Raw genomic sequence first — 25,867 nt, forward strand, 5'->3', positions numbered from 1 at the left:
TCAGTGACTCTCTGCTTCGTCCGAGGGTGCCTTTACAGCACACTGCTCATCGATAATCTGTGGCTTAGCGCTAATTAACCAGTCGTTGCCCACGGCACGAATATCACTAATATCTAACGCAACCTGCTCTTTCATCGTATCCAACGGTAGGGAAAACAGCGGGCGCGCCTTACTACCCAGCAGCTTAGCCGCCATGAACAACTGTAGTTCGTCGATCAAACCTTGCCCGAGCCAGTTTCCCGCTAGCTGGCTACCTGCTTCCAATAATACCTCATTACACTGTTGCTCACTCGCCAACCAGCGCAGCAACGCCCGCCCATCAACCCGATCATCACGGCACGGTAGCTGTATTAACTCGGCTCCCGCGGCCACCAGCGCGGCTCGACGCTCTTGGTCATCACGACAATAGGCAATCACCGTTCTGCCCGGCTGTTGAAGAATTTTCGCCGTTACGGGGGTGCGCAAACCACTGTCCATGATAACGCGCAGAGGCTGGCGCCGACAGATCTGTTCGGCATCGTCTAAGCTCAGCTCGGACACACGAACTGTCAACGAGCTATCGTCGTGTAATATGCTGCCGACGCCGGTAACAATGGCACAGCTGCGCGCACGTAATCGCTGCACTTGACTGCGAGCCGCAGGACCCGTGATCCATTGACTCTCACCACTCTGCATCGCCGTTCGACCGTCGACACTCATCGCCAACTTAGCGGTAACCAATGGCAACCCACTAGTCATTCGCTTGATGAAACCAGGGTTGAGCGCTCGTGCCGTAGCCTCCTGCACACCGCAGACAACGGCAATATTATGTGCCCGAAGAAAGTGTGTGCCACCGCCATCGACAGCCGGGTTTGGGTCTTGCATCGCCACCACGACACGCACCACACCGGCCTTCACTAAAGCCTCGCAACAGGGGCCGGTTCGACCGGTATGACTGCAGGGCTCTAATGTGACATAAGCTGTCGCCCCCTTAGCCTGCTCTCCGGCGACAGCCAAGGCGTTCACCTCTGCGTGCCCCTCACCTGCGAACCGATGAAAGCCCTCCCCGACAACCTCATCGTCGCGCACCAAGACGCAACCGACACGAGGGTTCGGTGAGGTGGTATAGAGCCCTTGCCTGGCTAGGCGAATAGCGCGCAACATGTAGTAGTCGTCACGCTCTGAAGCCTGCATCGTCAGCGGGCTAACCATCGCTGCCGCCCTCATCTCCCGCGGAGAGACGGTCGATCTCCCTGCGGAACTCGTCTAGATCTTGGAAGTCTCGGTAGACTGAGGCAAAGCGTACATAGGCCACATGATCGAGGGTACGAAGACGCTCCATTACCTTTTCGCCGACAATACGCGAGTCAATTTCTCGTTCGCCAGTCGCCTGCAGCTGATGCTTAATCTGCGCGACAGCGGCCTCTATCGACTCCATGCTAACAGGCCGTTTCTCCAACGCCTTTAAGATGCCAAAACGTAGTTTGTCTTCATGAAACGGCTCACGAGTACCATCACCTTTGATAATCCGAGGCATCAACAGCTCAGCCATCTCATAAGTTGTAAAACGATCACTACAACTTAGGCATTCACGGCGTCGACGCACCTGATCGCCTTCGGCAACTAAACGAGAATCGATAACCTTGGTTTCAGCTTCAAAACAAAATGGGCAGCGCATAGAAAACCAGAACAGTGTGAATATGAATAGAGGCGCTGATTCTAACACAGCCTTCCCCTGAGCCGTTAACCCATCGTTCAGCAGACTAAATACAATGGCAATGAACACAAAAAAGGCCGCAGGGTGCTACCCTGCGGCCTTTGCTTTAACGCTAAATATCGCTTTAGCTTACTTTTCGTAAACCGGTAGACGAGTGCAAATGCTCAACACCTTACCTTTGACGTCATTCAGCACAGACTCATCACCCATGTTATCAAGGATATCAGCAATCCAGCCCGCTAGATCAGCACAGTCTTGCTCACTAAAACCACGACGTGTTACCGATGGCGAACCAATACGCAGACCGCTAGTCACGAAAGGTGAGCGAGGGTCGTTGGGCACTGAGTTCTTATTCACAGTAATGTTCGCTAAACCAAGAGCGGCGTCAGCGTCTTTACCGGTGATGTCCTGCTTAATTAAGCTCAGCAGGAAAAGGTGGTTCTTGGTGCCGCCAGAGACGACATCATAGCCACGCTCGATAAAAACTTTTGCCATAGCTTGAGCATTCTTCACGACCTGCTGCTGATAGCTCTTGTATTCGTCGCACAACGCCTCTTTAAAACACACTGCCTTAGCGGCAATAACGTGCATTAATGGGCCGCCTTGACTGCCGGGGAATACCGCAGAGTTAAGCTTCTTCTCTAGCGCTTCATCACCACCTTTGGTAAGAATCAGACCGCCGCGAGGGCCACCGAGAGTTTTATGCGTTGTCGATGTCACCACATCGGCAAAGGGCATTGGGTTAGGATAGACACCTGCAGCCACGAGACCGGCAACATGCGCCATATCGACCATTAGGTAAGCACCGACTTTATCGGCAATCTCTCGGAAACGTGCCCAATCGGCCACCAAAGAGTAGGCAGAGAACCCAGCCACGATCATCTTTGGTTTATGCTCTAGCGCCTTTGCCTCAACGTCGTCGTAGTCAATCTCGCCCGTTTCGGCATTGAGACCATACTGTACAGCGTTGTACATCTTGCCAGAAAAGCTAACAGAAGAACCGTGCGTCAGGTGGCCACCTTCGGCAAGACTCATTCCCAAAACAGTGTCGCCCGGCGCACAGAGTGCCATATAGACAGCAGCGTTAGCCTGAGAGCCAGAGTGAGGTTGGACATTGGCATAACCTGCATCAAAGAGCTCTTTCGCCCTATCGATGGCAAGCTGCTCAACGACATCCACATGCTCACAACCACCGTAGTAGCGCTTACTAGGATACCCTTCCGCATACTTATTCGTTAGCGCAGAACCCTGGGCTTCAAAAACCCTTGGTGAAGCGTAGTTTTCAGAAGCGATAAGTTCGATGTGCTCTTCTTGACGCACAACTTCTCTATCCATGGCTGCTTGCAGTTCCGGGTCGAAACTTGCGATAGTCATATCTTTATTAAACATCAGTTGTATCCCCTTACAAAGATAAGGTCGTTATAGGATGTGGAAGCCGCGCATTCTACACAAAACACACCCGCTCCGCGACCGTCAAAACTCATTCAGAGAGAAACAATATGCAAGAAATACACGGGAAAAACTGACCACGCAATCAGCATTTATCGATTTACTCACCCCTGATAACCTTCTGTAACTGGCGATCGAGTGGCGCACTATCCTCAAGCAAGCGACTAATATCCTCTGCAGACATCGGCTTACCATAAAGGTAGCCTTGACAACTATCACAACCAAGCTCCTCAAGATAAAGCGCCTGCTGCTCGCTCTCCACCCCCTCGGCGATCACTGACAGATCAAAACTTTTCGCCATGGCAATAATCGCCGTAGTAATCGCCTTGTCCTGCTCGCTATCGAGTACGTTAGCAATGAAGCTACGATCAATTTTTAGATGATCGATTGGAAACTGCTTCAGATAACTCATCGACGAGTAGCCGGTACCAAAATCATCGATTGAGACATTCACATCCATCGCCTTCAGATCTGCCAGCATACCAAGGGTATAGGAGACATCCTCCATCAGTAAGCTTTCAGTAATCTCTAATCCCAGGCAGTGACTCGGTAAACCGCTACTTTCCAATGCGTTGATAATATGACGAAGCAGCCCCCCCTCTGAAAACTGTAGCGCCGAAATATTCACCGCGATACGCTGCAGGGCAACACCTTCTCGACGCCATTCGGCCATCTGCATGCAGGCTTCATTCAACACCCAGTTACCCACACCGACGATCAGTCCTGCTTCCTCCGCTAGCGGCACAAAAACCTCCGGACGTATATTGCCTCTCTGCGGATGAAACCAGCGTACTAAAGCCTCTACAGAAACCACCCGTCGCGTCGACAAATCAACGACCGGTTGATAGTAGAGTTCAAAATCTCCCGCTGCGACAGCGCGATGTAAGTCATTCTGCAGCTCAAGCTTATCCAGTGACGCACTATTCATCAGCCCGGCATAGTATTGATAGTTATTCTTGCCCGCCGCCTTCGCATGATACATCGCAGCATCGGCATTCTGCAGTAGCGTCATGCTATCACAGCCATCGGAGGGATAGATTGCCACGCCAATAGAGGCGCTGAGAAAAACCTCTTTTCCCTGCACAAAAAACGGCGCAGAAAGTATTGCCAGTAACGACTGCGCAGTACGCTTCGACAGCGCCACAGCCTCGTCGTGGTTATCGCACTGCCCGAGGGTAACCGTGAACTCATCTCCGCCCATACGAGCAGCATCACTGCGCTCATCCATACTCATCTGTAAACGCTGCCCCACCTGACTCAGCAGCAAGTCTCCGGCACCGTGACCAAGGGAGTCATTAATCGCCTTAAATCCATCCATGTCGATAAACAGTAACGGCTGCAACAATTCATTCTGTTGAGCCAACTGTAGACGCGACTGCAGCTTTTCCTGAAACAGACTGCGGTTGGCCAGCCCCGTCAACGAATCATAAAACGCCAACTTTCGAATACGTTCCTCACTGCGCTTACTCTCAGTCACATCGCTAAAGGAGGTAATATAACCAATATGCTCGCCATGCTTCCCGCATACCGAAGTCACACCAATCTGCGCAGGAAAGACCTTACCGTTCTTTCGTTTACTGTCCAGTTCGCCTTGCCAGAAACCATTTTTTTGTAGTATCGGGGCGATTGTACGGCCAAAGCTCACCTTTGCCTGACGGCTGCCCGACAAAAAAGAGGGGCGACAACCAATGGCTTCTTCGGCACTGTATCCCGTGATTTCGGTAAACACCTTATTCACTTGCGAGATGGTTCCATCGGCCGCCGTGATATAGATCCCCTGCAGGCTATTATCGAACACTTTAGCCGATAAGCGCCGGTCATCTTCCGCCTTCAAACGCTGAGTAATATCTCGACAGATGATCAACAACCCCTGTAAGCGACCATCATCCTCCCACATTAGGCTGCTCTGCAACTCTAACGACACTTTATGTCCCAGGCAGTGCTCAACCTCTAACTCATGTAAACGTAGATACTCTCTTTGCTCTTCTAGAGGCTGAAACTCATCACCGACCAAGCCAAAAAAGTCATCGGCCAACTGGCGCATAATCAGTGCCAGCGCGGGGAATTGCACCGCCATTTGGCGCTGTTTATCAATAAACTCACTGGCGGGAAAACCTAGGGTTTTCTCAACACTGGGGCTTATATAGTTAATACGTAAGCGGGTGTCAGTCGTACAGATGATGTCACTAAAGTTCTCTGCCAACAGGCGATAATTGCGCTGCTGGTCATCGAGCTTATCTTTAATTTTTTGCCGTTCAGTAATATCGGTCGCAATAGTGACGCTGTAGGTGGTGCGCCCAAGATGGTTAACAATACCGCTGGTACGAGTGGCATAGCGTCGCCATTCGCCACTAATATGACGCAGCCTCACCTCCTTCTCTACCACCTCACCACTGGACAGCCTCTTCAGGAAATCGACCAACTCATCCCTATCTAGGTGATCATCGAAGTGTAAGTAATGCTCACTATCTCTATCTTCTAAGTGCTCACAATCCGCCTCGACAACACCGAAGTGCTCTCTGGCCAATTGATTAATAAATCGTACCTTCGCACCATGATAGTCATAGACGAATAATAGATCAGGCACAGCAGTCAGCGTCGCCGACAAGAAACGCTCGCGATGCTCTATATCCCTCTGAATTTCTTTTAACTTTCCAGAGTCGAAACCGGTAAACAAGATCCCTCGATCAAGATCGCCGGTCTCGGGCAGCGCCGCGATGACGTTACAGCAATACACCTTGCCATCCGCGCCCTCACCACCCACCTCAAAGCGATACTCCTTCATTCCCTCAATCATGGCAACGACCGCAGCGGCGCAGTAGCTAAGGTAACGATCTGGAAACGAGGCCAATGCAAGCACTTTATCACTGGATGCGGCCCCCATATACTTCAAGGCTGACTGATTAACTTCTATCAGCGTTATGCACTGCCTAAAATGTTCGATAAAGGGCTCATCGCTATCGAGGCGTCGCTTTAAGTCAGCCTGACAACGAATCCCCGTCGCCAGCATCATATGATAAGCAGGCTCAATGGCGAGCACCCATTGAGGTGCGATGGAGACATCAAATAGTGTCTTATAGCGATTGGCCTGCATCGCGACGTCGGTCACCGTATGCTCTTCGACTAACGGACGAAAATACCACATGATTTGCGCCACACTACCCACCTGCTGAAAAGGGTAGTTACCGACAAGGTAGCGCCTGTTGCCCTCTTTGACTCGCAGGCTATACATCTGTTCAGCGACCACACACCCCTCAGCCAACAAATTGAGACTGTCCAAAAAGCGCGGGTAGGTTTGCGGGCTAAATATATTTTGCCACTGATTGGGCACGCCCTCCGTTAGCGGCTGCGCAAAAAGAGACTCTGCTGCTGCGTTTTGATACAGCACAACACCGCCTGCATCTGTCACCACGAAGGCTTCCGCGTGATCTGCAATTAGTGAGCCTAAGCTAATATTAAAAAAATCCTGCATGCTACCAAAATTCTTATAGTTATTATCTCTCTGCCCCGGAGAGCAAGGAACCACTTAATCAATCCACTGAAATAAGCCAACCATGGAGAAAGGTGGCCCTATTATAATAGTAGCTCCCCTCAGTACGTTGCTTCCCTCTTAGCTTCCTCCCCTAACTGCGCTGAGCCAAGCCAATACATTGCACAACCTAAGCAACATTCACCATATACCAGTCACTGGGACGGGGGCTAGCAGTGACGGTATCTTTTACAGCTAATCACCGCATCACGAGCTAATAAGCACAGGATTGATTCCAGCCATATTGTTCTACTGCTATAATGCGAAAATCCCAGCTAAGTAGTTAGTTTAAAAACAGCTTTCATCCTTTAAGGACACCTATCGATGGCTCAATACGTCTACACTATGAACCGTGTCGGAAAGATCGTTCCACCAAAACGACAAATTCTTGCCGACATCTCTCTGTCTTTCTTTCACGGCGCCAAAATCGGTGTACTCGGTCTCAACGGCTCGGGTAAGTCCACGCTGCTACGTATCATGGCTGGCATCGATCAAGAGTACATCGGTGAGGCACGCCCGCAAGCTGACCTAAAAATTGGCTATCTCGCTCAGGAACCTCAACTCGACGCCGCTAAAGATGTTCGTGGCAACGTCGAAGACGGCGTTCGTGCTGCCGTTGACGCCCTCGCCCGACTCGACCAAGTCTATGCCGAATACGCCTTAGAAGATGCCGATTTCGATGCCCTAGCAAAAGAGCAGGGACAGCTAGAAGATATCATCAATGCTTGGGATGGTCACAACCTTGAGCACACCCTCGAAGTGGCTGCTGATGCACTCCGCCTGCCACCCTGGGATGCCGATGTCACCAAGATTTCCGGCGGTGAGCGACGCCGTGTCGCGCTCTGTAAGCTACTGCTATCAAAGCCTGACATGCTGCTGCTCGACGAACCAACCAACCACCTTGATGCAGAGAGTGTCGCCTGGCTGGAACACTTCCTCACCACGTTCACCGGCACCGTCGTCGCCATCACCCACGACCGTTACTTCCTCGATAATGCTGCAGGCTGGATTCTCGAGCTCGATCGCGGACGCGGCATCCCCTACGAAGGCAACTACTCCGACTGGCTGAACGCCAAGGATCAACGACTGCTAATGGAGGAAAAACAGCAGAAAGCTCACGAACGCTCCATGGCTGCAGAGCTCGAATGGGTTCGCTCCAACGCCAAAGGCCGTCAATCGAAGAGTAAGGCACGCATGGCCCGTTACGATGAGCTCAGTTCGCAAGAGTTCCAAGTTCGCAACGAAACCCAAGAAATCTATATTCCACCCGGGCCGCGATTGGGTGATGTCGTCATCGAAGTTGAAGGAGTCAGCAAGTCTTTTGGCGACAAGGTACTCATCAACGACCTCAACTTCACCGTACCTCGAGGCGCCATTGTCGGCATCATAGGCGGCAACGGTGCCGGTAAGTCAACGCTGTTTAAGATGATCATGAACCAAGAGCAACCTGACGCAGGCAGCATTCGTATCGGCGAGACCGTTAGCCTAGGCATGGTTGATCAGAGCCGTGACGACCTCAATGATGACAAGACCGTCTGGTCAGAGGTCTCCGACGACCAAGATATTATTCGCGTAGGGAATTATGAGATTAACTCACGCTCCTACGTCGGTCGCTTTAACTTTAAAGGCTCCGATCAACAGAAGCGTATTGGCGACCTTTCTGGCGGTGAGCGTAACCGCGTCCATCTCGCCAAGTTGTTGCGCGGTGGCCACAACGTCTTACTGCTCGATGAGCCCACCAACGACTTGGATGTCGAGACCCTTCGTGCCCTCGAAGAGGCCATTCTCTCCTTCCCCGGCTGCATTATGGTCATCTCACACGATCGCTGGTTCCTCGATCGTGTTGCCACACACATTCTCGCTTATGAGGACGAATCAAAAGCCATCTTCCACGAGGGCAACTTCAGTGACTACATGGAGGAGCGACTGGCCCGCACCGGTGTCAAAGAGCTCGTACCCACACGAGTGAAGTACCGCAAACTAAAATAGCACTCCCCCACGGATCAGGCCCGCCCCCGGGCCTGTTTCGCCTCGTGATAGACAGCGCTGTAGTAATCGATGCTTATCGCCTGCGCCCGCTCCGTTGAGTATTCAGGCTGATAACCCAGTTCTCGCTTCGCCTTGGCGATGCTATAAAAGTTATCCACCGTAATCCGCTGCAACGCGATCGTCGTCAAGACCGGCTCCGCCCCCCCAAAGTACTCATACATTCCCCGCCAGAATCCAACCATCACCTTCAACACCATCTCCGGTAGTAATAGCGTAGGCAGACGGTGATTAACCGCCGCCAACAACGGCTCAGCAAACTGCATCATATTCACCGGTTCACCGTCGTTGATAAAGTAAGCCTGACCCGCCGCCCCACCCGCGGCACAAAGATGAGTGGCGGCCAATAACTCTGCCTGCACTAAGTTCAACACAAAGCTATTATCGAGACGCGCTCGCGGACTGCCGATACGACAGCGCAGCCAACCCGACGCCGCCATCACCATCAAACGGTTATAGACGACTTTGTCCCCCTCACCCCAGATGCCACTCGGCCGCAGGGCACAACACAGCATCCCCTCCACCCCATTAGCCGCCAACACTGCCCGCTCAGCCATCATCTTGCTGCGACTATAAATATCTAATCCAGGGCGGCTGGCATAGGGCAGTGTCTCATCACCATCGACGATCGCGCGACCATCAAAGACGACACTGTTTGAGCTGGTATAGACAAAACGACTAACGCCGGCACGTTGGCAGGCTGACAGTAGCCGATCAGTGCCCTCGACATTCACTCGCCAACAGCGACGATCCTCCTCGCTAACGAGTTCCGCATGTCCCGACATCGAGATCACACCTGCGGCGTGAAAAACGGTATCAACCCCCTCACAAGCCTGCTGCAAATCACTCTGTTCATTCAGCGAACCTTCGAGAAGTTCCAACCGTTGGTGCTCAATAGATTGATGCTGCTGATCAAACGAGCGCACCCGATAACCATTCTCCAGTAATTTTTGCACTAGCTGGGAGCCCAGCATCCCCGCTCCGCCGGTCACCAACACCCGCCCTAACGGCACCGTCTTCAATCGCTGCCGATCGTGGCTCTGTACACTCATCTAGCGTACCGTTCGATATGCATCGACACGCCCTCAGGTCCCATCACTGAGGCAAAGTATAGTCCTCTTAAAGCTTTTCGACCGCTAGCTCAACGCCTCAATCGCCTGGCTAAGCTTGTCGACAACCACTACCGTCATGCCCTCGATCGGCGACCTCGGCGCATTGGCTCGTGGCACGATGGCGCGCGTAAAGCCGTGCTTTGCAGCCTCGCTTAGCCGCTCCTGCCCGCTAGGCACCGGTCTTATCTCACCCGATAACCCCACCTCACCGAAGACCACTAAATCTCTCGGCAGCGGGCTATCGCGAAAGCTCGAAACCACCGACAACAATAGCGCCAAATCGGTCGCAGTCTCGAGCACCTTTACACCGCCGACAACATTGATGAAGACGTCTTGGTCACCAATCATCAGGCCACCGTGACGATGCAACACAGCCAACAACATACCTAAGCGGTTCTGGTCGAGGCCGACAGCAACACGTTTCGGGTTTGCCCCCTGGCTCTCATCGACAAGCGCTTGCAGCTCAACCAGTAGCGGCCGAGTACCCTCCCAAATCACCATCACGATGCTACCCGAGCTAATCTCCTTGCCACGTGAGAGAAAGATGGCCGACGGGTTCTTCACCTCTTTCATGCCCAGCTCTGTCATCGCAAAGACACCTAACTCGTTGATCGCACCAAAACGATTCTTCTGCCCACGTAACGTACGATATCGGCTATCACTACTGCCCTCCAATAAAATAGAGCAGTCAATCATATGTTCCAGCACCTTCGGTCCCGCCAGCGAACCGTCCTTCGTCACGTGCCCCACGAGAAACAAAACCGTGCCGGTCTGCTTGGCGAAGCGGGTGAGATAGGCCGCCGACTCCCGTACCTGCGATACGCTTCCCGGAGCAGAGCTGATATCCGCCAGGTGCGTCGTCTGAATAGAGTCGACCACCAACACCTTCGGCTTATGTTGCTCGGCGGCAAAAATAATCTGCTCGACACTAGTTTCCGTGAGCATCTGTAGCTTAGCGGTCGGCAAGCCCAAACGATTGGCACGCATCGCTACCTGCTGCAAAGACTCCTCACCGGTGACGTAAAGCGCTGGTATTTGCTCCGCTAGGTAGCACATCGTCTGCAATAACAGAGTGGACTTTCCTGCCCCCGGGTGGCCACCGACGAGGATCGCAGAGCCAGGTACCAGACCACCACCAAGCACACGATCGAACTCAAACATGCCACTGGAGATACGCGGCATCTCAGCTAGGTTGATCTCCGCAAGAGTCGCTACTTTCGCAGAACTCACTCCGGCATAACCGCTACGACTTGCGCCTGCCGTCGTTGGCGCAGGACCTATACGTACTTCGCTCAAGGTGTTCCAAGCGCCACAATCGCCACACTGCCCCTGCCACTTGCTGTAGTCCGAACCACAGTCACTGCAAACATAGGCCGTCGTCTTTTTCTTTGCCACTTAAATCACCCTAGACTATCCATCAATCGCGCTCATACTCGACAACTGTACCAGCGATGTCAACTGCCGCCACTCAGCTCAACCGCCATGATACTAGAACGAGTTGAGAGAGAGGGTAACCCCCTTACATCTGCTTACTGCCATAAACTGGAAAAACACCTATCGCCAGCATAGTCTACAATCTGTTCAAGACATGTCATCTGTCAGTCAATTTTCACTCTCTTGGCTGGTATCGAGATGAAGCGCATCGTAGAATACGCGGTTCGAATGTAGATTTCCGGGCCCCATGAATATGCCACTTTCTCTAGTGCAGCAGCGCAACATTGTTATCCCAAGCCGCCTAGCCGAGCAAATAGGTCTAGAGTGCGCCGTGCTGCTGCAAGCGCTAAGTGATTATGCGCTGCACGCTGAGAACCCTGAGCAAGGGGGCTTTCGTTGGCTGCAGCTACCTAAGAGCAAGCTGCTCGCATTACTCCCCTTCTGGACAGAAAATGATATTCAGCGCATTAGTGACCAGCTTCGTGACGCTGGTCTCATTCGCTTAGACTCTCCACAGCTGGCCCTAACTGACCACTACCGTTTTGCCCTCAACCAAAGCAGCACACCCAGCAAGAATCGCAGCACTAGCACACGCAGCACCATAAGCCGTAACCTGCCCAATTTTACACCGCGCAAGCGCCAGCTAACGCCAAACGCCACGTCTCCCCCCCCTATGCGAGATAGCCATAACGCAGTCAGAGATACGCAGACTTCAACAGGAGAGTCCGAGCACCGCTATTCAGCCCAACAGCGGAATAATAACAGCGGCGTTAACAACCTCCAGCAACGTACTATTGCCCCCAGCTGGCCAACACTCGGGGCCAAGAATAACGGCCAGTTAATTCCCTCCGACTGGCGGCCCAGTGAAAGTAAGATTCAACAACTCAGCGTCATCCATGGCGTACCTGTCGAGTTCTGCCAACAACAGGTTGGCGAGTTCGTCACCTACTGGCTCGATGCCGCCGAGCGACACGTCAGCTGGGAGAGTAAGTTTCACCGTCACATCGTTAAAGAGTGGCAGTATCAGCAGGTTCGCAACAATCAGCAACAGCTCAAAAAACAGAATAAACAAGAGCGCCAAACGGCCGCCGCCGCCGACCTTAACGACTGGCAGCCCAATGCTGAAGCCGTTGAGATCATGCTTCGCGATGGTGTCGATCACGACTTCATCTTCAACGCCGTGCCAGAGTTTATTCTCTATTGGCGCGAGCGTGATTCCGGCGCTGGTCAGTGGAACACCAAGTTTCTACAACATATTCGCATCACCTGGGCGCGCTATAGCGCCACCATTGACAACGACAGCTTGCCACAACTAATGCCCGGCAACTGGTCTCCGAGCGCCGACGCTCTCGACGTATTACGCATGGCCAACATCGATCTCACCTTCGCGGAGAGCCTGATCGGTGAATTCGTGATATTCTGGCGTGACAGCCAACAGCCACAGCGCTCTTGGAACTCTAAATTCATTCAGCACGTGAAGCACCACTGGGCGCGACGCCACCAACTGGAAGCGAAAAATGTCGGATCCCAAGGACATCAAAACTTTACTGGCAAAGACCAACGCAGCCTTGTCGAAAAACACACCGACTCAAGCTGGGCCGACGACCTCTAAAAGTAAGCAGCATACAGCTCCCGACAAGGATGCTGTCATTGCCGCAGTCAACCAGATGTTCGCCGAATTCGACTTGGTCTACCACAACCAGTTTCGCAACGCCTTCCCAACGGCAGAAAAGCTGCACTACGCCAAGAAACTATGGTTCAACAACCTAAAGCACCTCAGCGCAGAAAGCATTATTCAAGCCACTCATCAGGCGATCAGAGAGTCCGATTTTCTACCGACTGTGCACGGTATTTTAAAACACTGTAGCGCCCTCGACAGCTTGGGCCTACCGGACGTCCGCTCCGCCTACGTCGAAGCCTGTAACGCACCGAAGCCCCGACGCAGTCATCAATGGAGCCACCCTGCCGTCTATTTTGCCGGCCAGCAGACCGACTGGTTCTTGATCGAAAGCGGTAGCGAATACAAGGTATTCCCTATCTTCAAGGGACATTACGATCGTCTCTGCGAGAGAGTCAGGCAGGGCGAAGAGCTCGTCGTCGAGCCGCCTCTTGCGTTGCCAGAGACGATCAATCGCCCTCTCAACAGCGAGCAGAGACGCGCCGCCCTCGACAAACTAAAGCAAGATACCGAACTTTAGCAGCCTGCCCCCGCCCGGGGGCCTGCCTCAGCCTAACTATCCTCAGCCCCCTTTCTTTCAGGCCCCCCTGCCCCCTCTAGTTCTCGCTAAAGTCACTCACTCCTATAACAATGCCTAAAAATAGCGCACAGCAATGGTGCATGCACAGTGCCGTACCGCCAACGGCCCCCTACGACGCTCTATCTCCCTCGGGGAAAAATGTAAGCACTTATAAAGTAATGAGAAATTATGAGTGGCACAATTTCTGCTTTATATCTAACAATAACAACTTTAAACAAATAATGATTAGCCCTAGAGGACCTTCAATAATGAGCGAGCAAAAATTAAACTTGCTGAATTTTTCAGACAGTTCGATCAAGACGCTGCACATCTCCTGGTTTGCCTTCTTCCTTACCTTTGTCATGTGGTTCAGCTACGCACCGATGAAACCCTTCATCGTCGAGGCCTTCGACCTCTCCAACGCACAGTGGAAGGCGTTACTCATACTCAACGTCGCACTCACCATCCCCGCCCGCATCATCATCGGCATGCTTGTTGATAAGTTTGGCCCACGTATCGTTTACAGCTTATTACTAGCAATTTCCGCCGTGCTCTGTTGGTGCTTTGCCTTCGCGCAGACTTATGAGCAACTGGCTCTATTCCGCTTCCTCTGCGGCTTTACTGGCGCCGGTTTTGTCATCGGTATCCGCATGGTCGGTGAGTGGTTTCCGGCTAAGAGCGTCGGCCTCGCCGAAGGCGTCTATGGCGGCTGGGGCAACTTTGGTTCCACCATTGCTGCCTGGACACTGCCCGCCATCGCTGCCTACATCTACGGCGGTGACGATGGCTGGCGCTACGCCATTGCCACCACCGGTGCCGTGGCTATGGTATACAGCGCGATATTCTATAGCGTAGCTCGCAACACCCCCGCCGGTTCCACCTACTTTAAACCGAAGAAAAGTGGCGGCTTAGAGGTTAGTAACAAACGAGATTTCTGGTTTTACATCGCGATGAACATCCCTATGTACATCGCTCTAGCCGTGTTGACCTGGAAACTATCTCCCACCGGCGTAGGCTTACTCACCGCAGTAACCGCTAACATTCTCTGGGCTATCTTGGCTGCTATCTTTTGCTTTCAGTTCTACCAGATCTATCAAGTTAATAAAGCTATCTTCTCGCAACCTGCAGCGGAAGCTGACAGCTATTCCTTCAGACAGGTGGCCATCCTCGACTGGGCTTACTTCGTCACCTTCGGCTCTGAGCTCGCCATGGTCTCAATGCTACCTGCATTTTTCATGGAGACCTTCCTCTTAAGCCCCGTTCAAGCTGGCCTACTCGGCGGCGCCTTTGCCGTCATGAACTTAGTCGCACGCCCCGGCGGCGGCTACCTCTCCGACAAGCTCGGCCGCAAGTTGACCTTGTCAGTCCTCGTTGCTGGGCTCGCGTTCGGCTACCTCACCCTCTCCACCATCACCAACGCATGGTCTATCCCTTTTGCCGTCGCAGCTGTGATAGTCTGCTCATTCTTCGTGCAGGCTGGCGAGGGCGCTGTATTTGCCATGGTGCCACTGATCAAGCGTCGCATGACCGGTCAAATTGCCGGCATGGTCGGCGCCTACGGTAACGTCGGTGGGGTAACCTTCCTCACCGTCTACTCCTTCGTCGACACATCAACCTTCTTCATGGTCATCGCTGGCGCTGCCATCATCTGTTTTCTTATGGTGCAGTTTATCACCGAGCCCAAAGGTCATATGCATGAGGTCCTCCCCGACGGCACTGTAGAACTAATTAAAGTCAGCTAATACGTTTACTGTTGCCACACCGCGAGGGTGTGGCAACGCAAGCCGCCTCTCTACTCTATATACCCCATCGAGCTGTATACCCCCCTCTATAGAGCAATACTTTCTAAAAGTTAACTCGATTAATTCTAATATGAAAAAATAAATGCAGTAAATCAACAACCACCTGCACATCCCACTTTTTCGGCAACACGCTATTGACCCCACACACCACTTCAATAGATCATTAAAAAACGGACATTCAATAAAAATAGAAACACTTAAGACGACAAGAAAGATACACCTATCTTGACGTTCAAAGTATACGGAATATGCAACCAACACCTTTTTTCAAACGAAAAATAGAAAATGAACGCCAGCAACAGGCCAGGCAGGCTATCAACCCCCATCGTCTAAAACAACGAACAAAAGTATTCGCCATCGATCGCTCTGTCCTTTTTCCTCGTAATAAAGGCAGCAATATCGTGCGTCATTTAATCAACCAAAGAAGTTGACCGCTAAAACGCAACCATTAAAAACAGAACCTAGGAGAGAACAATGAAGTTCCCATCATCACGAAAGCCATTATTTTGTGCTATCAGCATGATTATTACCGCCGTCAGTACGACTAAAGCTTTAGCCGAAGACGCTTTTTACGAGGCGCTCAGCTCAGGTGAAACAAATTTTGACCTACGTATGCGCTACGAAAACGTCGACCAAGATGGCATAAAAGATGATGCCGATGGCCTTACCGTGCGTACCCGCCTCGGCTATACCACCGGCGGCTTCCACGGGGTCACCGCTGTAGTCGAACTGGAGGACTCTCGTACGGTGATGAGCGTCGATGAATTTTCACCGAACAAGTCGGGCTATCCTGTCATCGCCGACACCCCCGCCACGAACCTCAACCAAGCCTATCTTAAGTATCAAGCAAGCAACGAACTCGCCATCAGTGGCGGCCGTCAGCGTATTATTTTAGATAACGCACGTTTTGTCGGTAATGTTGGCTGGCGCCAGAACGAACAAACCTTTGACGCCGGTAATATTGCCTTTAAAAACGACGCGATCAGCGCCAATCTTATCTGGATCGATCAGGTCAATAATATCTTTGACCAGGCCATCGATACCGACTCTCTCTTAGCTAATGCTAGCTACCAGTTTACCGGCATAGGCAAACTGACCGGTTACTATTACGACTTAGAGAACGAGGATACTCCCGCAGCCTTGGCAACAAACAGCGAGACCCTCGGCATCCGTTTCGCCGGTGACACTGCCCTTAGCGATAGCGTCAAACTTAACTACGCAGCTGAGTATGCCCAGCAAGACACTAACGCAAGTAATTCCAGTAACTATAGCGCGGACTATCTGCTCGCCGAGCTCGGCGCCGAACTCGCCAGCTTCAACTTCGGTGTCGGCTACGAACTACTAGGCTCCGATAACGGCGACTATGGTTTCAGCACGCCGCTGGCAACCGGCCATGCGTTCAACGGTTGGGCGGATAAATTTCTAGCAACACCAAGCGCAGGGCTTCAGGACATCTACTTTAAAGTCGGCACCGAGCTCGCCGGCATCCAACTTGCCGCGGTCTATCACGATTTCAGCGCCGACGACTCATCAAGCCAGCTTGATAACTACGGTGATGAGATCGATTTACTCGCCGTTAAAAACTTTAATGATCGCTATAAGCTAGGCTTTAAATATGCCAGCTACTCTGCCGATGACTATCAAACAGACACCAACAAAGCTTGGTTATGGGGCGAAATGAAGTTCTAGTAAACGCTTCTCTCCGAAAACTAAAAACGCGCTTAAGAGCGCGTTTTTTATTTTAAGCAACCTAAAAATAAAATAGGCATGATTCATGCTTTAAATAACTAGTTAACAGGATTATTTACGCAGCAGAGGGGGGCACACAGAACCGCATTCACTTTACGCACCATACCAGTTCAACAGCAGCCCTTTTTTAGAACGCCCAACACAGAGGTAACGAAGATGAACGCACAGACGATACAACATAGCTTCCGCCAACACCGCCTGTGGTTGAGCGTTGTTGCTACCATCAAATGCTTACAGTCACTTTGCTATGATATCAGAACTCATCGCGGCGCAAGCACGGCGCACCTGGTCGGCGATGATTTCTTAAACTCAATCGCCTTCCGAGAAAACCATAACGTCGAGAAAAAGCTTAAACAGATCCAACGCTTTAGTGACCAGCAACCCGATATTATTCAGCGCGGTGAATACTTGGCGATTCATCGAGAGTGGCAACAGTTACAACAACACTGGACAGCCCTGACTCCACTCGACTGCTTCGGTGCGCACTGTAAGCTACTGATGCGTGTTAATAAACTTAGCTGGAAGGCGATTATTCGTAGCGATCACGAGATTCTCGCCAACAGTACTGGAGAGCGATCGCGGCTGTGCCACTACGTCTTTAATCAGCATATACCACTCATCGAGTCGGCTGCGACTCTTCGCGGCATGGCTTGCTATAGCAGCGCTAAAGAAGCCATCGATACAACCGACAGGGCGCGTATCGGTGATCTCTGTACAGACTTATTCGAGCACTGGAATCAACAGCAACATGGCCTCATCGACCTACCTTCGCACTGCCGCCAACAGATCGAAGAGCAGGCAAGCAGGAGCGCAATGTCACAACATCTTCTGAGCTTTATCGATGTCATCAAGCCGATACAGAACCCCGATGAAGAACTGCCGAATAGTGCCGAAATATTCATCGGGGCCGCCGACTTTCTCTCTCAACTGAAGAAGCAGTACGACCTTCTCGCCAACCAGCTCGCTAGCAACATGCCCAGTGAGCTAGCCTCCTGGGTCAACGGCGAGAATGTAGTAGTGAGTGAGCAGGAGAGCGCGCACAACAGGTGTCATCGCGCAGCCCCCAATCTAAGCATGATAACAGCGTGAGGCCTAGTCGTGATTAACAAGCCCCAGTAACGTACTTGGCAGAGTGATCGCTGGTGCCGTGGCATAATATACAGCACATATTCTATGACGTTGCTCTCCCCCCGCTGGCGCCACTTACCTCAAACAGAAGAGTTGGGCAACTCACGTCAGTTGGATCACGCTGCTAATCAGCTTGCTAATACCAGCATAGACATCGGCCAAATTGGCATTATCGTCCATATAAGCCGGTGTGGTGACGACTTTATTCGCGACATCGACAACGCAATCTGATGTTACGCACTCCTGGTGTTTGGCGCCCAGTTTAACGAGCTCACCGGCGGTACCTTCATCGGTGCCAATGGTGAGGGTAGGCTGCTTATTACCGATAGCCAAGGCGACCAACGCTGGAGCGATACAAACCGCACCAATCGGCTTTTTGGCGATGTTAAACGCCTGTATCTTGCCGACAACTTGTTCGTCAACAGAGGCAGCACTGCCATCGAAAGCAAATGAACACATATTTTTAGCAACACCAAAACCACCAGGAATAATCAATGCGTCAAAGTTATCTGGCGATAATTTGGCGATATCTTGTACGGCACCACGAGCAATACGGGCAGACTCTTCTAAGACATTTCTGCTCTCGCCAACAACCTCATCGCCTGTGAGGTGGTCGACCACATGATGTTGATCTTTATTCGACGCAAAAATGCTGTATTTTGCACCGGCAGTATCCAGGGCCAAAAGTGTCAATACCGACTCTCTGATTTCGGCTCCGTCGAGGTAACCACACCCAGCTAAAATAACGGCCATATTCTTCATTGTTTTTTTCCTTCAGGTGAATAATCTCTACTATCTATAGCCTATGATTTTAGAGTGATTAAACCCAGTTAGAAACGCCTAAAACCGTCAATTTTTCGCCTCAATCATGCAAACGTGTTTTTCGCAGTTCCGAAGGCGTAATGCTGAATAACTGCTTAAATTGGTCGGTAAATCGCGATTGCGACTGGTACCCACAACGCTCTGAAATACGCCCTATTGGCTCCATCGTGGTTTGAACTAGGTGAAGGCCGTGGCCCAGCCGGGTGCGATTTCTTATCGCCTTTATATTAGTACCTTCGTCTTTCAGTCGTCGACGTAACGTCGATTCACTCATAGTTAAATAGGCTGCGATACGCTCGCCCCCCCATGATGCGGCGGGATTATCCTCGATAATGCCATAAATTTGATGGCTGAGCGTGGGAGCTTCAGCCATCGCACCAACACAATCATAGCCAGCAAGAAAAATGATTTGAAGAAGCTCTTGCCGTCGAAGATGCTGTGTTTCCTTCGGAGAGAAAGCCGACCATTCAATAAATTGCTGCAGCGCCTTATCCAACGGATGGTTGATCTTGCCTTGAAAGTAGTTCTTCTTGCGGTTCTTTTTGTCTTTAAACTGGCTAAAGTCACTGTACTCAAAGGGAATAAGTAAGGCGAAATACTCCTCTTCGCTGGGAATATTTCTCATTTCCGTCGTTGGACTGTTAGCTAAAAAGACAAAACTCCCCGCCGAACAGGTTATTCTTCGATCAGCACCGAGATATTTATGGCCACGGAGGACAAAGATCAGTAGCGGCTTTACTACCGGTACATTTGTAATATGTTGCTCATGTACGGAGGAATAAATGGAAAACGGGAGATCAGTATTCTCTGAGACAATTCTTTTTGCTAACTCTATTAATTCTTTCATTATTCAGCCAATATTTCACACAAACAGCAGTTCGACCACGTTTTGAATTGTTGCGACACACCGAGAAGGTTTGTTGCTCGCATCTTACATGATCTTTGGGCTGAGCGTCTATTACCAAGGACTCCGTTCGCGAAGTCGATGGCAGCAGTAAAGAAAAACTGTCTATTATTGCGTAAAAAAATCCGGCACCTGGTAAAACTGAAACTTAATTAATATGAAAGTTTAAGTTAAATCCGATAGCGATAGTCTTTTGCTGTATATCACCATCAAAATCGATCACAGAAGTGAGAAGGTAGGTTTCAAGATTGTCGGTGACATCGAAAAAAACACCGGTACTAAAGCCTGTACCATCCCCCTCTACACGAGAACCATCAATTAGTTTAAGTAATGTATTCGATACTTGGCCGTAAGATAGCGCCACGCGACCGAAACCCGTAATTTTTCGATCCAAGGATAGGTTATAAAAATTAGCCTTAGCTTCGCTTTGTTTTTTGACATCTTCGAATGACCCACTGATGATCCATTGTCCTAACGCGTACTGACCGTACAGCCGAGTTGCCGCCTTATTGCCGTTATTATTAGCAATATACGGACTACTTCCCATGTCGATATATTGCACACCTAAGACAATAGCGGCTTTTTTATACTCAATTCCAGCTTGAACATCACCGTTAGAATCATCCCCACTATAGCCCAGAGTTAATTGAATGCTGTTAATAAAGGGGCTGCGATAAACCGCGGACCGATTGGTAAACCCCCTAGTCATATCCGATAAACCGAAGTTATTTCCTGCACTGGTAGTACCCGCCGGAGTATCCCAAAACGGGTCGCCTTTTTTACCGGTGAGTTTATACGGCGTGCTAATACGGCCAATCACTAACGACCCATACTGATCGTTAGTAAAAGTGATACTATTGATATACTTCGATGTTGTGATACCAGCATCTGTGTAATCAACGCCCGTGTAATAGGTATATTTTAACTCATTATTGCCGCAACGATACCTCAGATTTCCGCCAACACTCGAGGCGTTGTTATCTGTCTTGGTGTACTCGACATCTTCGTCTTGATGGTGAATATCAAAGCTGCCTTCAGAGAGGCCGACGTAGAGCCCCGCGTCGTAACTCAACCCACAAGAGTCGCTAGCAGCAACCGCTGCCGATAATAGTAATAATGGAACAGCTAATAAAATCTTCATGGCGCTATATCTCACATTGGTTTTTATTATATTTAAGTAGCTTGGGGGCGACGCTTATCGATACCTGTGGCCCCCTCACTGGTTTTCCCTCTCGTCAACACATCCTACATATTGAAAAAGCTTTCGCATTGTTAGTCATCGTACTAAGCCATTTGTGGTGTCCCTGCCTTGCTGGGCGACAACTGTTCTCGCACCTCACGTCTAGCGTTGTCGACAATAACAGCAATGCCATGGATGTCAGCGGCCGTCATGATGTCGGCAACAGCCAATTTAATAGGATGAGTGGCGGTGGAAAACTCAGCTTCAAGGGTGTTGGAAAATTGCACCACACCGAGAGAGGCGAGACCACACTCATCCAAACTCTGCTCAGGCTCGACTTCCATGCCGACCACACTTTTAACAATATCTAATATTCGTGTTGTAGTGTCCTTATCAGATGTTTCGGTGTTTTCCGTAGCAGCTCTATGGCCTTTTATCGTACCAACAATGGTGGCGAAGCCGCGACGGAGGAGTGGATCGACGGGTTGAACAATTTTTGAAAAAATCACAACCAGGCCAATCACATAAAAATATTCATACCATTCGACTGGCACAGGTTGAGGACTAAACCAATAGAAGTCTTTTTGATAGGCCCACCAGTTCCACCACTCACCGTTTCGAGTAGCGGCGTAGTACCACTGGCCGACCATCTGGTGAAACAAGAAGCAAGCATAAGCGGTAGGCGCCAGTATATTAACGATCGGATTTAGTCGTAGCACACGAGCAGTAACCCCTTTACCGGTACACAGGGCAAAAATCCAGAGCAGTGTTATCGGCGCAAACAAGCGGCCATAAATGTTGTCCCATATACGATTAACCGTAGCTGGATCGGCGAAGGTATTTGCCGCCTCTGGACGCATGAAAAACGGATCTAGAGAGACCGCTGCCATTGACGCATCATGGGGTACATAGCCCTGAGCGATGTGGGCCACACTGACGACAATCATGATTAAGGTTATCGTATCAGCGATATAACCCCAGATATAGCTACGTCTTTGCTCGCTAGGGCGTATGGCATCATAAACAAAAGCGGCACACATACCAGCGGCGAAATAGATAATCCAAAACGGCGAGAACAAGTAGAAACCAAGAATAACCGCATTATCTTTTCCTGCAACTGCGATTTGAGATTCAGTTGGAATAGTTTTTAGGCCCGTCAATGAATCAAAGAAACCGTAACCTGCTGCATCGATGGCATAGCCATACCAGAACGCAAGTATTACTAGTAGATTAACGCCAAGACCTAAGGCCGTAAACATCAGTAGTTTTTTGGTATTACCTCTGTGTTTATACAACGCGTTGTACAGCATGGGGAAGATGATCAGGCACTGGAAATACATCGAGATGAACCATAGGTAGAAGCCTAAGAACCATGATGCCCCCCAGAGCGGTGTCGCCTGCAACCCCGTCAAATAAATCCCAAAAGTGAGCAATACGTTAGCCAACCATGAATCATGCAGCAAGGGTGTGCCCTGACAAAAGAACTTAGAAGAATCCTCCAACATAGGCACCCAATGAAACACCGAGGAAAAAGTCGACGGCTGGCAACTGACTAACAAGTTGCCCAAGGCAATAATCACGGCAAAGAAGTAGAGTGGATACATTCCCGATATTCGTGCAGTAATGAACGACATTTTTTTCATTATCATAGTGGGCATGATGATCGCCAACGAAAAACCAGCGACGGCAAAGAATGTGTGCACATGCCAGGGAAACTGCCGTAAATTAGCAACAGCACCCCAGGACTCATTCGACCCAATATGCATAAACATTACATAACATGCGAGTAAGAAGCGGAAGCCGGCTAATGTTTCCCAATCAATTTTGGGCTTACTGAGTAGTTCAACAGGCTTAAATGACGAGGGCGCTGACTGCTGTGATCCACTATTTGTGGATGTTACAACAGAATCACTTGTCGCCGTGGCCACCTCCCGTGACGTGACGCCAAGTATCTCAGCCAAACCGTTACGGATCAGCTTACGACTGGCCGTCATCGGTAAGTCGTCGTGTTCAGCGATGGTCCATACCGACGGAAATTTATGCGCTGCGAGCCCTTTCTTACGGAGCAGTGCTTTCATTTCACTCTCAATCGTACGAAGCGATTGAGCGTCGGCGCCTGCCTCCATCACAAGGGCGCATCCGACTTCTTCACCATAGACCTCGGAGGGAACAGAAAAACAGACGGCGGTTTCAACGCTGGGGTGTTGAGTTAATATTTCTTCGACCTCAGCTGGCGCCACTTGCTCACCGCCACGTTTGATCAATTCTTTCAGACGCCCTCGCAGCGTGAGTGTACCAATGCGATCCACTTCACCTATGTCACCAGTTAAAAACCACGACTGATGTGTCTGGTCTTGAGGCGTTACCATCAAGAAACGGGATTGCTGATTAGCTTCTGGGTTATTAAGATAACCGTCAAATACGGTAGCACCAGAGATGGCGACTTCACCTTCTTCGCCAAAAGGAAGCGGACGTAGTGTAATAGGATCGACGATGGCTATGGAGGCAGCAACAGGAACACCGACGGAACCCGGCTGCAGCATCCACCCCCCCTCATTGCGAGAGGGTTGAGCTATCGGCATCAACTCCGACATACTGTAGGTTGGAACGACGTCACAACCGAATGTTGCTTCGAGCACACTACGGTCAGCCTCTTTTAAAGCGGCAGCACCTGAGCGAATCATTCGCAAGTGATGATCACCCCATACACCGTCTTGATCAAGATATTCGTCGGCGTTATCCTGAAGGTGACGGACAGTGGCATTATGGATTGTCGGCACAGCCGAATACCAAGTGGGCTGAGGGTTCGATTCGACCAAAGCCTCGACCATACCCTGTGGGTAGTAAAAATCATCACAAGTGATCGCAGCACCTACGGCAATACTCGATAAAATAGAAGCACTAATACCACCTATATGGTCTAGGGGCATCACACTATAAGTCACATCATCGGCGCTAATTCCAATACTATCAGCTAATATCGCGCCGTTAATGACCAAATCTTTTTGTCGTAATGGCACCACTTTAGGCTGCGAGGTTGTACCTGATGTACGTAGTAATAAACCGTGGCCATCAGCAGGGTTGACTAACGGAGGCTGCATCTCAATATCGACGAGCGACTCAAGATAGCAGAACAGCCCTGGCGATGGGTTATCTTGCGCGGAGGCACGATGCAACCGAGCATTACCGGCACTGGCATAGCGCTCGAAAGCAGACTGCACACCTTGGGCAGACACGCCATCAAACATCACCATGTGCTTAACACCATATTGTCCGAGGGCCGTCAACGCATCTTTTTCACTCATATTCGCGGAGAAAGGCACTGCACAAGTTTGTGCCGCGATAGATAAAAAAGCTGCAGCAGCGACAGCACTCCCACCTGCGGGGGCAAGATAAGCAACGGCCTCACCGGGGTGTACGCCGAGCCGTCGTAAGTCACCCTCACCGCCAGCCTGGCTAAATGCCAGTAACTGGCCATAACTAGTGAAGTTCATCGGATCTTGTGTGCGTGCTAAACGCAGCAGAGGGGCATTCCTCGGTTGTACACTCAAGACATCTAGAATGGTATCAGGCAATCTCTCAGTAGCTTGTTTAACCGAGACAATTTGTTGATCAGCGGCGGGGATACGTGCACTCAGTTCACCCGATGGTAGCCATGTCTGGTGGTCCTTAGCTGTAGACCGTGTCAGAGCTCCCGGTGCGGCGTGTATTGCTACGCCAAGCTGTGTCGCGAGAGTGGTATTCTGTCGCTGCTGACGGCTGATCTCGTGACCATCATCAAGGTAGTAGATATGATTACTGGGCGAGTCCATGGCGACGGCCAGAGCTTCAGACCAGATACGATTGTTGTCTTGACGACCAATCAGATGGATTGTCTGTACGATTGGCGTAACTGTGGGCGATAAGGCCAGGCCGGGGCACTGACTAAACCGCAAAAACGTCAAGGGCGCGGCGGCGCAGGCAATAATCTCAGTTCGGAAAGGTGGTTCCGTCGGCTGAATAAACGGCTCAGATTGCCCCAGGGCGTCTCGCAAGCTAGTAAACAGTACGTCATCATGTGCCAAACGATTCACCAGAGTCGCAATGACACCGCCCTGACTAAAGCCATACACTGCATCAAAGGGGCCCTCCTTTTCAACCACGTTGAGCACATACTGAGCAGCATTGGCGATAGCAGTGAGTAATATCGAGCCTGTTTCATCATTAGGCCTACTGTAATCGCTATCGGGTAACCAAGAGTACCAAGGACCAGAGAACAAATTATCTAATTCCCTCGATGATAAGCCTGGACCAGCTTGTGAAGCGATGATAGGGCCGTCTATAACGCTAATATCGTATTCTTTGCTTGTTAGCCCGAGGTTATCTAATTGCATCACAGTAACATCTGCGTTACTGCCCCTACCGTGTAAGGCTAAAATTTTAGGCTTAACCGTCAGGCCACCTTGTATTCTACTCACATCCATTCCCTCTGAAATATAGGTATATTTTTTGTAAATAAACCTTGTTTATTGCAAAAACCACAGTCCTTCACTAATATCTTTTAACGCTATAAAAAAGATGATGCAGCGCTGATAAGCATTAACAATTTACTGTACTGCCGTGCCTTCTCCTTTCCCATGCAAGAAATAATATTTTCGCCTTAAACAATTTTTAACGATGAATAGCTAAGTGAAAAACGACTTTTTAGGGCCACCATCCACTCATTTAACAACCTGTTTTTTCACCTTATATTTGGCAACCCTGCAAGTAGGCAGGAGATAAAATCCTGAACTTACAGGG

Annotated in this window: 17 protein-coding genes; 7 read left to right on the forward strand and 10 right to left on the reverse strand. The window is 50.6% G+C overall.

Annotated elements, in window-relative coordinates; translation table 11 throughout:
• From ribD to EDC56_RS10180, 4 genes are all read right to left on the reverse strand, one after another.
• Complete coding sequence (gene ribD, locus EDC56_RS10165; protein ID WP_123712883.1) at positions 1 to 1,173, reverse strand: bifunctional diaminohydroxyphosphoribosylaminopyrimidine deaminase/5-amino-6-(5-phosphoribosylamino)uracil reductase RibD; 1,173 nt, start codon at positions 1,171 to 1,173, stop codon at positions 1 to 3.
• 10 nt (positions 1,174 to 1,183) lie between these two features.
• Positions 1,184 to 1,657, reverse strand: a complete 474-nt coding sequence (gene nrdR, locus EDC56_RS10170) for a transcriptional regulator NrdR (RefSeq protein ID WP_123712882.1) — start codon at positions 1,655 to 1,657, stop codon at positions 1,184 to 1,186.
• Positions 1,658 to 1,825: 168 nt separating this feature from the next.
• Entirely contained in the window at positions 1,826 to 3,085 is a 1,260-nt protein-coding gene (gene glyA, locus EDC56_RS10175) for a serine hydroxymethyltransferase (RefSeq protein ID WP_123712402.1), read from the reverse strand.
• A 160-nt stretch (positions 3,086 to 3,245) separates the two neighbouring features.
• Positions 3,246 to 6,617, reverse strand: coding sequence for a bifunctional diguanylate cyclase/phosphodiesterase (locus tag EDC56_RS10180; protein WP_123712403.1), 3,372 nt, complete (start codon positions 6,615 to 6,617; stop codon positions 3,246 to 3,248).
• Positions 6,618 to 6,998: 381 nt separating this feature from the next.
• Between EDC56_RS10180 and ettA the strand changes: the two genes are divergently transcribed.
• Complete coding sequence (gene ettA, locus EDC56_RS10185; protein ID WP_123712404.1) at positions 6,999 to 8,663, forward strand: energy-dependent translational throttle protein EttA; 1,665 nt, start codon at positions 6,999 to 7,001, stop codon at positions 8,661 to 8,663.
• Positions 8,664 to 8,677: 14 nt separating this feature from the next.
• On the opposite strand, the gene EDC56_RS10190 is transcribed toward ettA, so the two are convergent.
• Both EDC56_RS10190 and radA read right to left on the reverse strand, forming a co-directional pair.
• The gene (locus EDC56_RS10190; protein ID WP_123712405.1) at positions 8,678 to 9,772 is read right to left on the reverse strand and encodes an NAD-dependent epimerase/dehydratase family protein; all 1,095 of its coding nucleotides are present in this window, start codon (positions 9,770 to 9,772) and stop codon (positions 8,678 to 8,680) included.
• Between the two features lie 84 nt (positions 9,773 to 9,856).
• Positions 9,857 to 11,227 carry a DNA repair protein RadA gene (gene radA / locus EDC56_RS10195; RefSeq protein ID WP_123712406.1) on the reverse strand — a complete coding sequence of 457 codons (1,371 nt, stop codon included), beginning with the start codon at positions 11,225 to 11,227 and terminating at the stop codon, positions 9,857 to 9,859.
• Positions 11,228 to 11,513: 286 nt separating this feature from the next.
• Between radA and EDC56_RS10200 the strand changes: the two genes are divergently transcribed.
• The 6 genes from EDC56_RS10200 to EDC56_RS10220 all read left to right on the forward strand — a co-directional run bounded on the left by EDC56_RS10200 (position 11,514) and on the right by EDC56_RS10220 (position 18,143).
• Complete coding sequence (locus EDC56_RS10200; RefSeq protein WP_123712407.1) at positions 11,514 to 12,878, forward strand: DnaT-like ssDNA-binding domain-containing protein; 1,365 nt, start codon at positions 11,514 to 11,516, stop codon at positions 12,876 to 12,878.
• Positions 12,784 to 13,464 carry a replication protein P gene (locus EDC56_RS10205; protein ID WP_245980679.1) on the forward strand — a complete coding sequence of 227 codons (681 nt, stop codon included), beginning with the start codon at positions 12,784 to 12,786 and terminating at the stop codon, positions 13,462 to 13,464. The genes EDC56_RS10200 and EDC56_RS10205 overlap by 95 nt, the downstream gene beginning before the upstream one ends.
• Before the next feature lie 308 nt (positions 13,465 to 13,772).
• Positions 13,773 to 15,245: a NarK family nitrate/nitrite MFS transporter gene (locus EDC56_RS10210; protein WP_123712409.1), complete on the forward strand. Its 1,473-nt coding sequence runs from the start codon at positions 13,773 to 13,775 to the stop codon at positions 15,243 to 15,245.
• 308 nt (positions 15,246 to 15,553) lie between these two features.
• Entirely contained in the window at positions 15,554 to 15,736 is a 183-nt protein-coding gene (locus EDC56_RS19445; RefSeq protein ID WP_148059376.1) for a hypothetical protein, read from the forward strand.
• Positions 15,737 to 15,779: 43 nt separating this feature from the next.
• On the forward strand, positions 15,780 to 16,994 hold the full coding sequence (locus tag EDC56_RS10215) for an alginate export family protein (protein ID WP_123712410.1): 1,215 nt from the start codon (positions 15,780 to 15,782) through the stop codon (positions 16,992 to 16,994).
• Between the two features lie 216 nt (positions 16,995 to 17,210).
• Positions 17,211 to 18,143, forward strand: a complete 933-nt coding sequence (locus EDC56_RS10220) for a hypothetical protein (protein ID WP_123712411.1) — start codon at positions 17,211 to 17,213, stop codon at positions 18,141 to 18,143.
• A gap of 141 nt (positions 18,144 to 18,284) precedes the next feature.
• Here the strand turns inward: EDC56_RS10220 and elbB are convergent, their stop codons facing one another.
• The 4 genes from elbB to EDC56_RS10240 form a co-directional block, all read right to left on the reverse strand.
• Positions 18,285 to 18,944: an isoprenoid biosynthesis glyoxalase ElbB gene (gene elbB / locus EDC56_RS10225; RefSeq protein WP_123712412.1), complete on the reverse strand. Its 660-nt coding sequence runs from the start codon at positions 18,942 to 18,944 to the stop codon at positions 18,285 to 18,287.
• Positions 18,945 to 19,044: 100 nt separating this feature from the next.
• Positions 19,045 to 19,851 (reverse strand): helix-turn-helix transcriptional regulator, encoded by an 807-nt coding sequence (locus tag EDC56_RS10230; protein ID WP_123712413.1) that lies wholly within the window; start codon positions 19,849 to 19,851, stop codon positions 19,045 to 19,047.
• A gap of 205 nt (positions 19,852 to 20,056) precedes the next feature.
• Positions 20,057 to 21,049: a porin gene (locus EDC56_RS10235; RefSeq protein ID WP_123712414.1), complete on the reverse strand. Its 993-nt coding sequence runs from the start codon at positions 21,047 to 21,049 to the stop codon at positions 20,057 to 20,059.
• Between the two features lie 143 nt (positions 21,050 to 21,192).
• Positions 21,193 to 25,545: an AMP-binding protein gene (locus EDC56_RS10240; RefSeq protein ID WP_211333642.1), complete on the reverse strand. Its 4,353-nt coding sequence runs from the start codon at positions 25,543 to 25,545 to the stop codon at positions 21,193 to 21,195.
• Positions 25,546 to 25,867 lie beyond the last annotated feature (322 nt).

Source organism: Sinobacterium caligoides, from assembly GCF_003752585.1.
Taxonomy (GTDB): Bacteria; Pseudomonadota; Gammaproteobacteria; order Pseudomonadales; family Sinobacteriaceae; genus Sinobacterium; species Sinobacterium caligoides.

Coding starts and splice junctions, on each gene's coding strand:
- EDC56_RS10200 (WP_123712407.1), top strand. CDS start 11,514: ATGAATATGCCACTTTCTCTAGTGCAGCAGCGCAACATTGTTATCCCA.
- EDC56_RS10215 (WP_123712410.1), top strand. CDS start 15,780: ATGAAGTTCCCATCATCACGAAAGCCATTATTTTGTGCTATCAGCATG.
- EDC56_RS10205 (WP_245980679.1), top strand. CDS start 12,784: ATGTCGGATCCCAAGGACATCAAAACTTTACTGGCAAAGACCAACGCA.
- glyA (WP_123712402.1), bottom strand. CDS start 3,085: ATGTTTAATAAAGATATGACTATCGCAAGTTTCGACCCGGAACTGCAA.
- EDC56_RS10190 (WP_123712405.1), bottom strand. CDS start 9,772: ATGAGTGTACAGAGCCACGATCGGCAGCGATTGAAGACGGTGCCGTTA.
- nrdR (WP_123712882.1), bottom strand. CDS start 1,657: ATGCGCTGCCCATTTTGTTTTGAAGCTGAAACCAAGGTTATCGATTCT.
- EDC56_RS10220 (WP_123712411.1), top strand. CDS start 17,211: ATGAACGCACAGACGATACAACATAGCTTCCGCCAACACCGCCTGTGG.
- ettA (WP_123712404.1), top strand. CDS start 6,999: ATGGCTCAATACGTCTACACTATGAACCGTGTCGGAAAGATCGTTCCA.
- EDC56_RS10180 (WP_123712403.1), bottom strand. CDS start 6,617: ATGCAGGATTTTTTTAATATTAGCTTAGGCTCACTAATTGCAGATCAC.
- ribD (WP_123712883.1), bottom strand. CDS start 1,173: ATGCAGGCTTCAGAGCGTGACGACTACTACATGTTGCGCGCTATTCGC.
- EDC56_RS10210 (WP_123712409.1), top strand. CDS start 13,773: ATGAGCGAGCAAAAATTAAACTTGCTGAATTTTTCAGACAGTTCGATC.
- EDC56_RS19445 (WP_148059376.1), top strand. CDS start 15,554: ATGCAACCAACACCTTTTTTCAAACGAAAAATAGAAAATGAACGCCAG.
- EDC56_RS10230 (WP_123712413.1), bottom strand. CDS start 19,851: ATGAAAGAATTAATAGAGTTAGCAAAAAGAATTGTCTCAGAGAATACT.
- EDC56_RS10235 (WP_123712414.1), bottom strand. CDS start 21,049: ATGAAGATTTTATTAGCTGTTCCATTATTACTATTATCGGCAGCGGTT.
- elbB (WP_123712412.1), bottom strand. CDS start 18,944: ATGAAGAATATGGCCGTTATTTTAGCTGGGTGTGGTTACCTCGACGGA.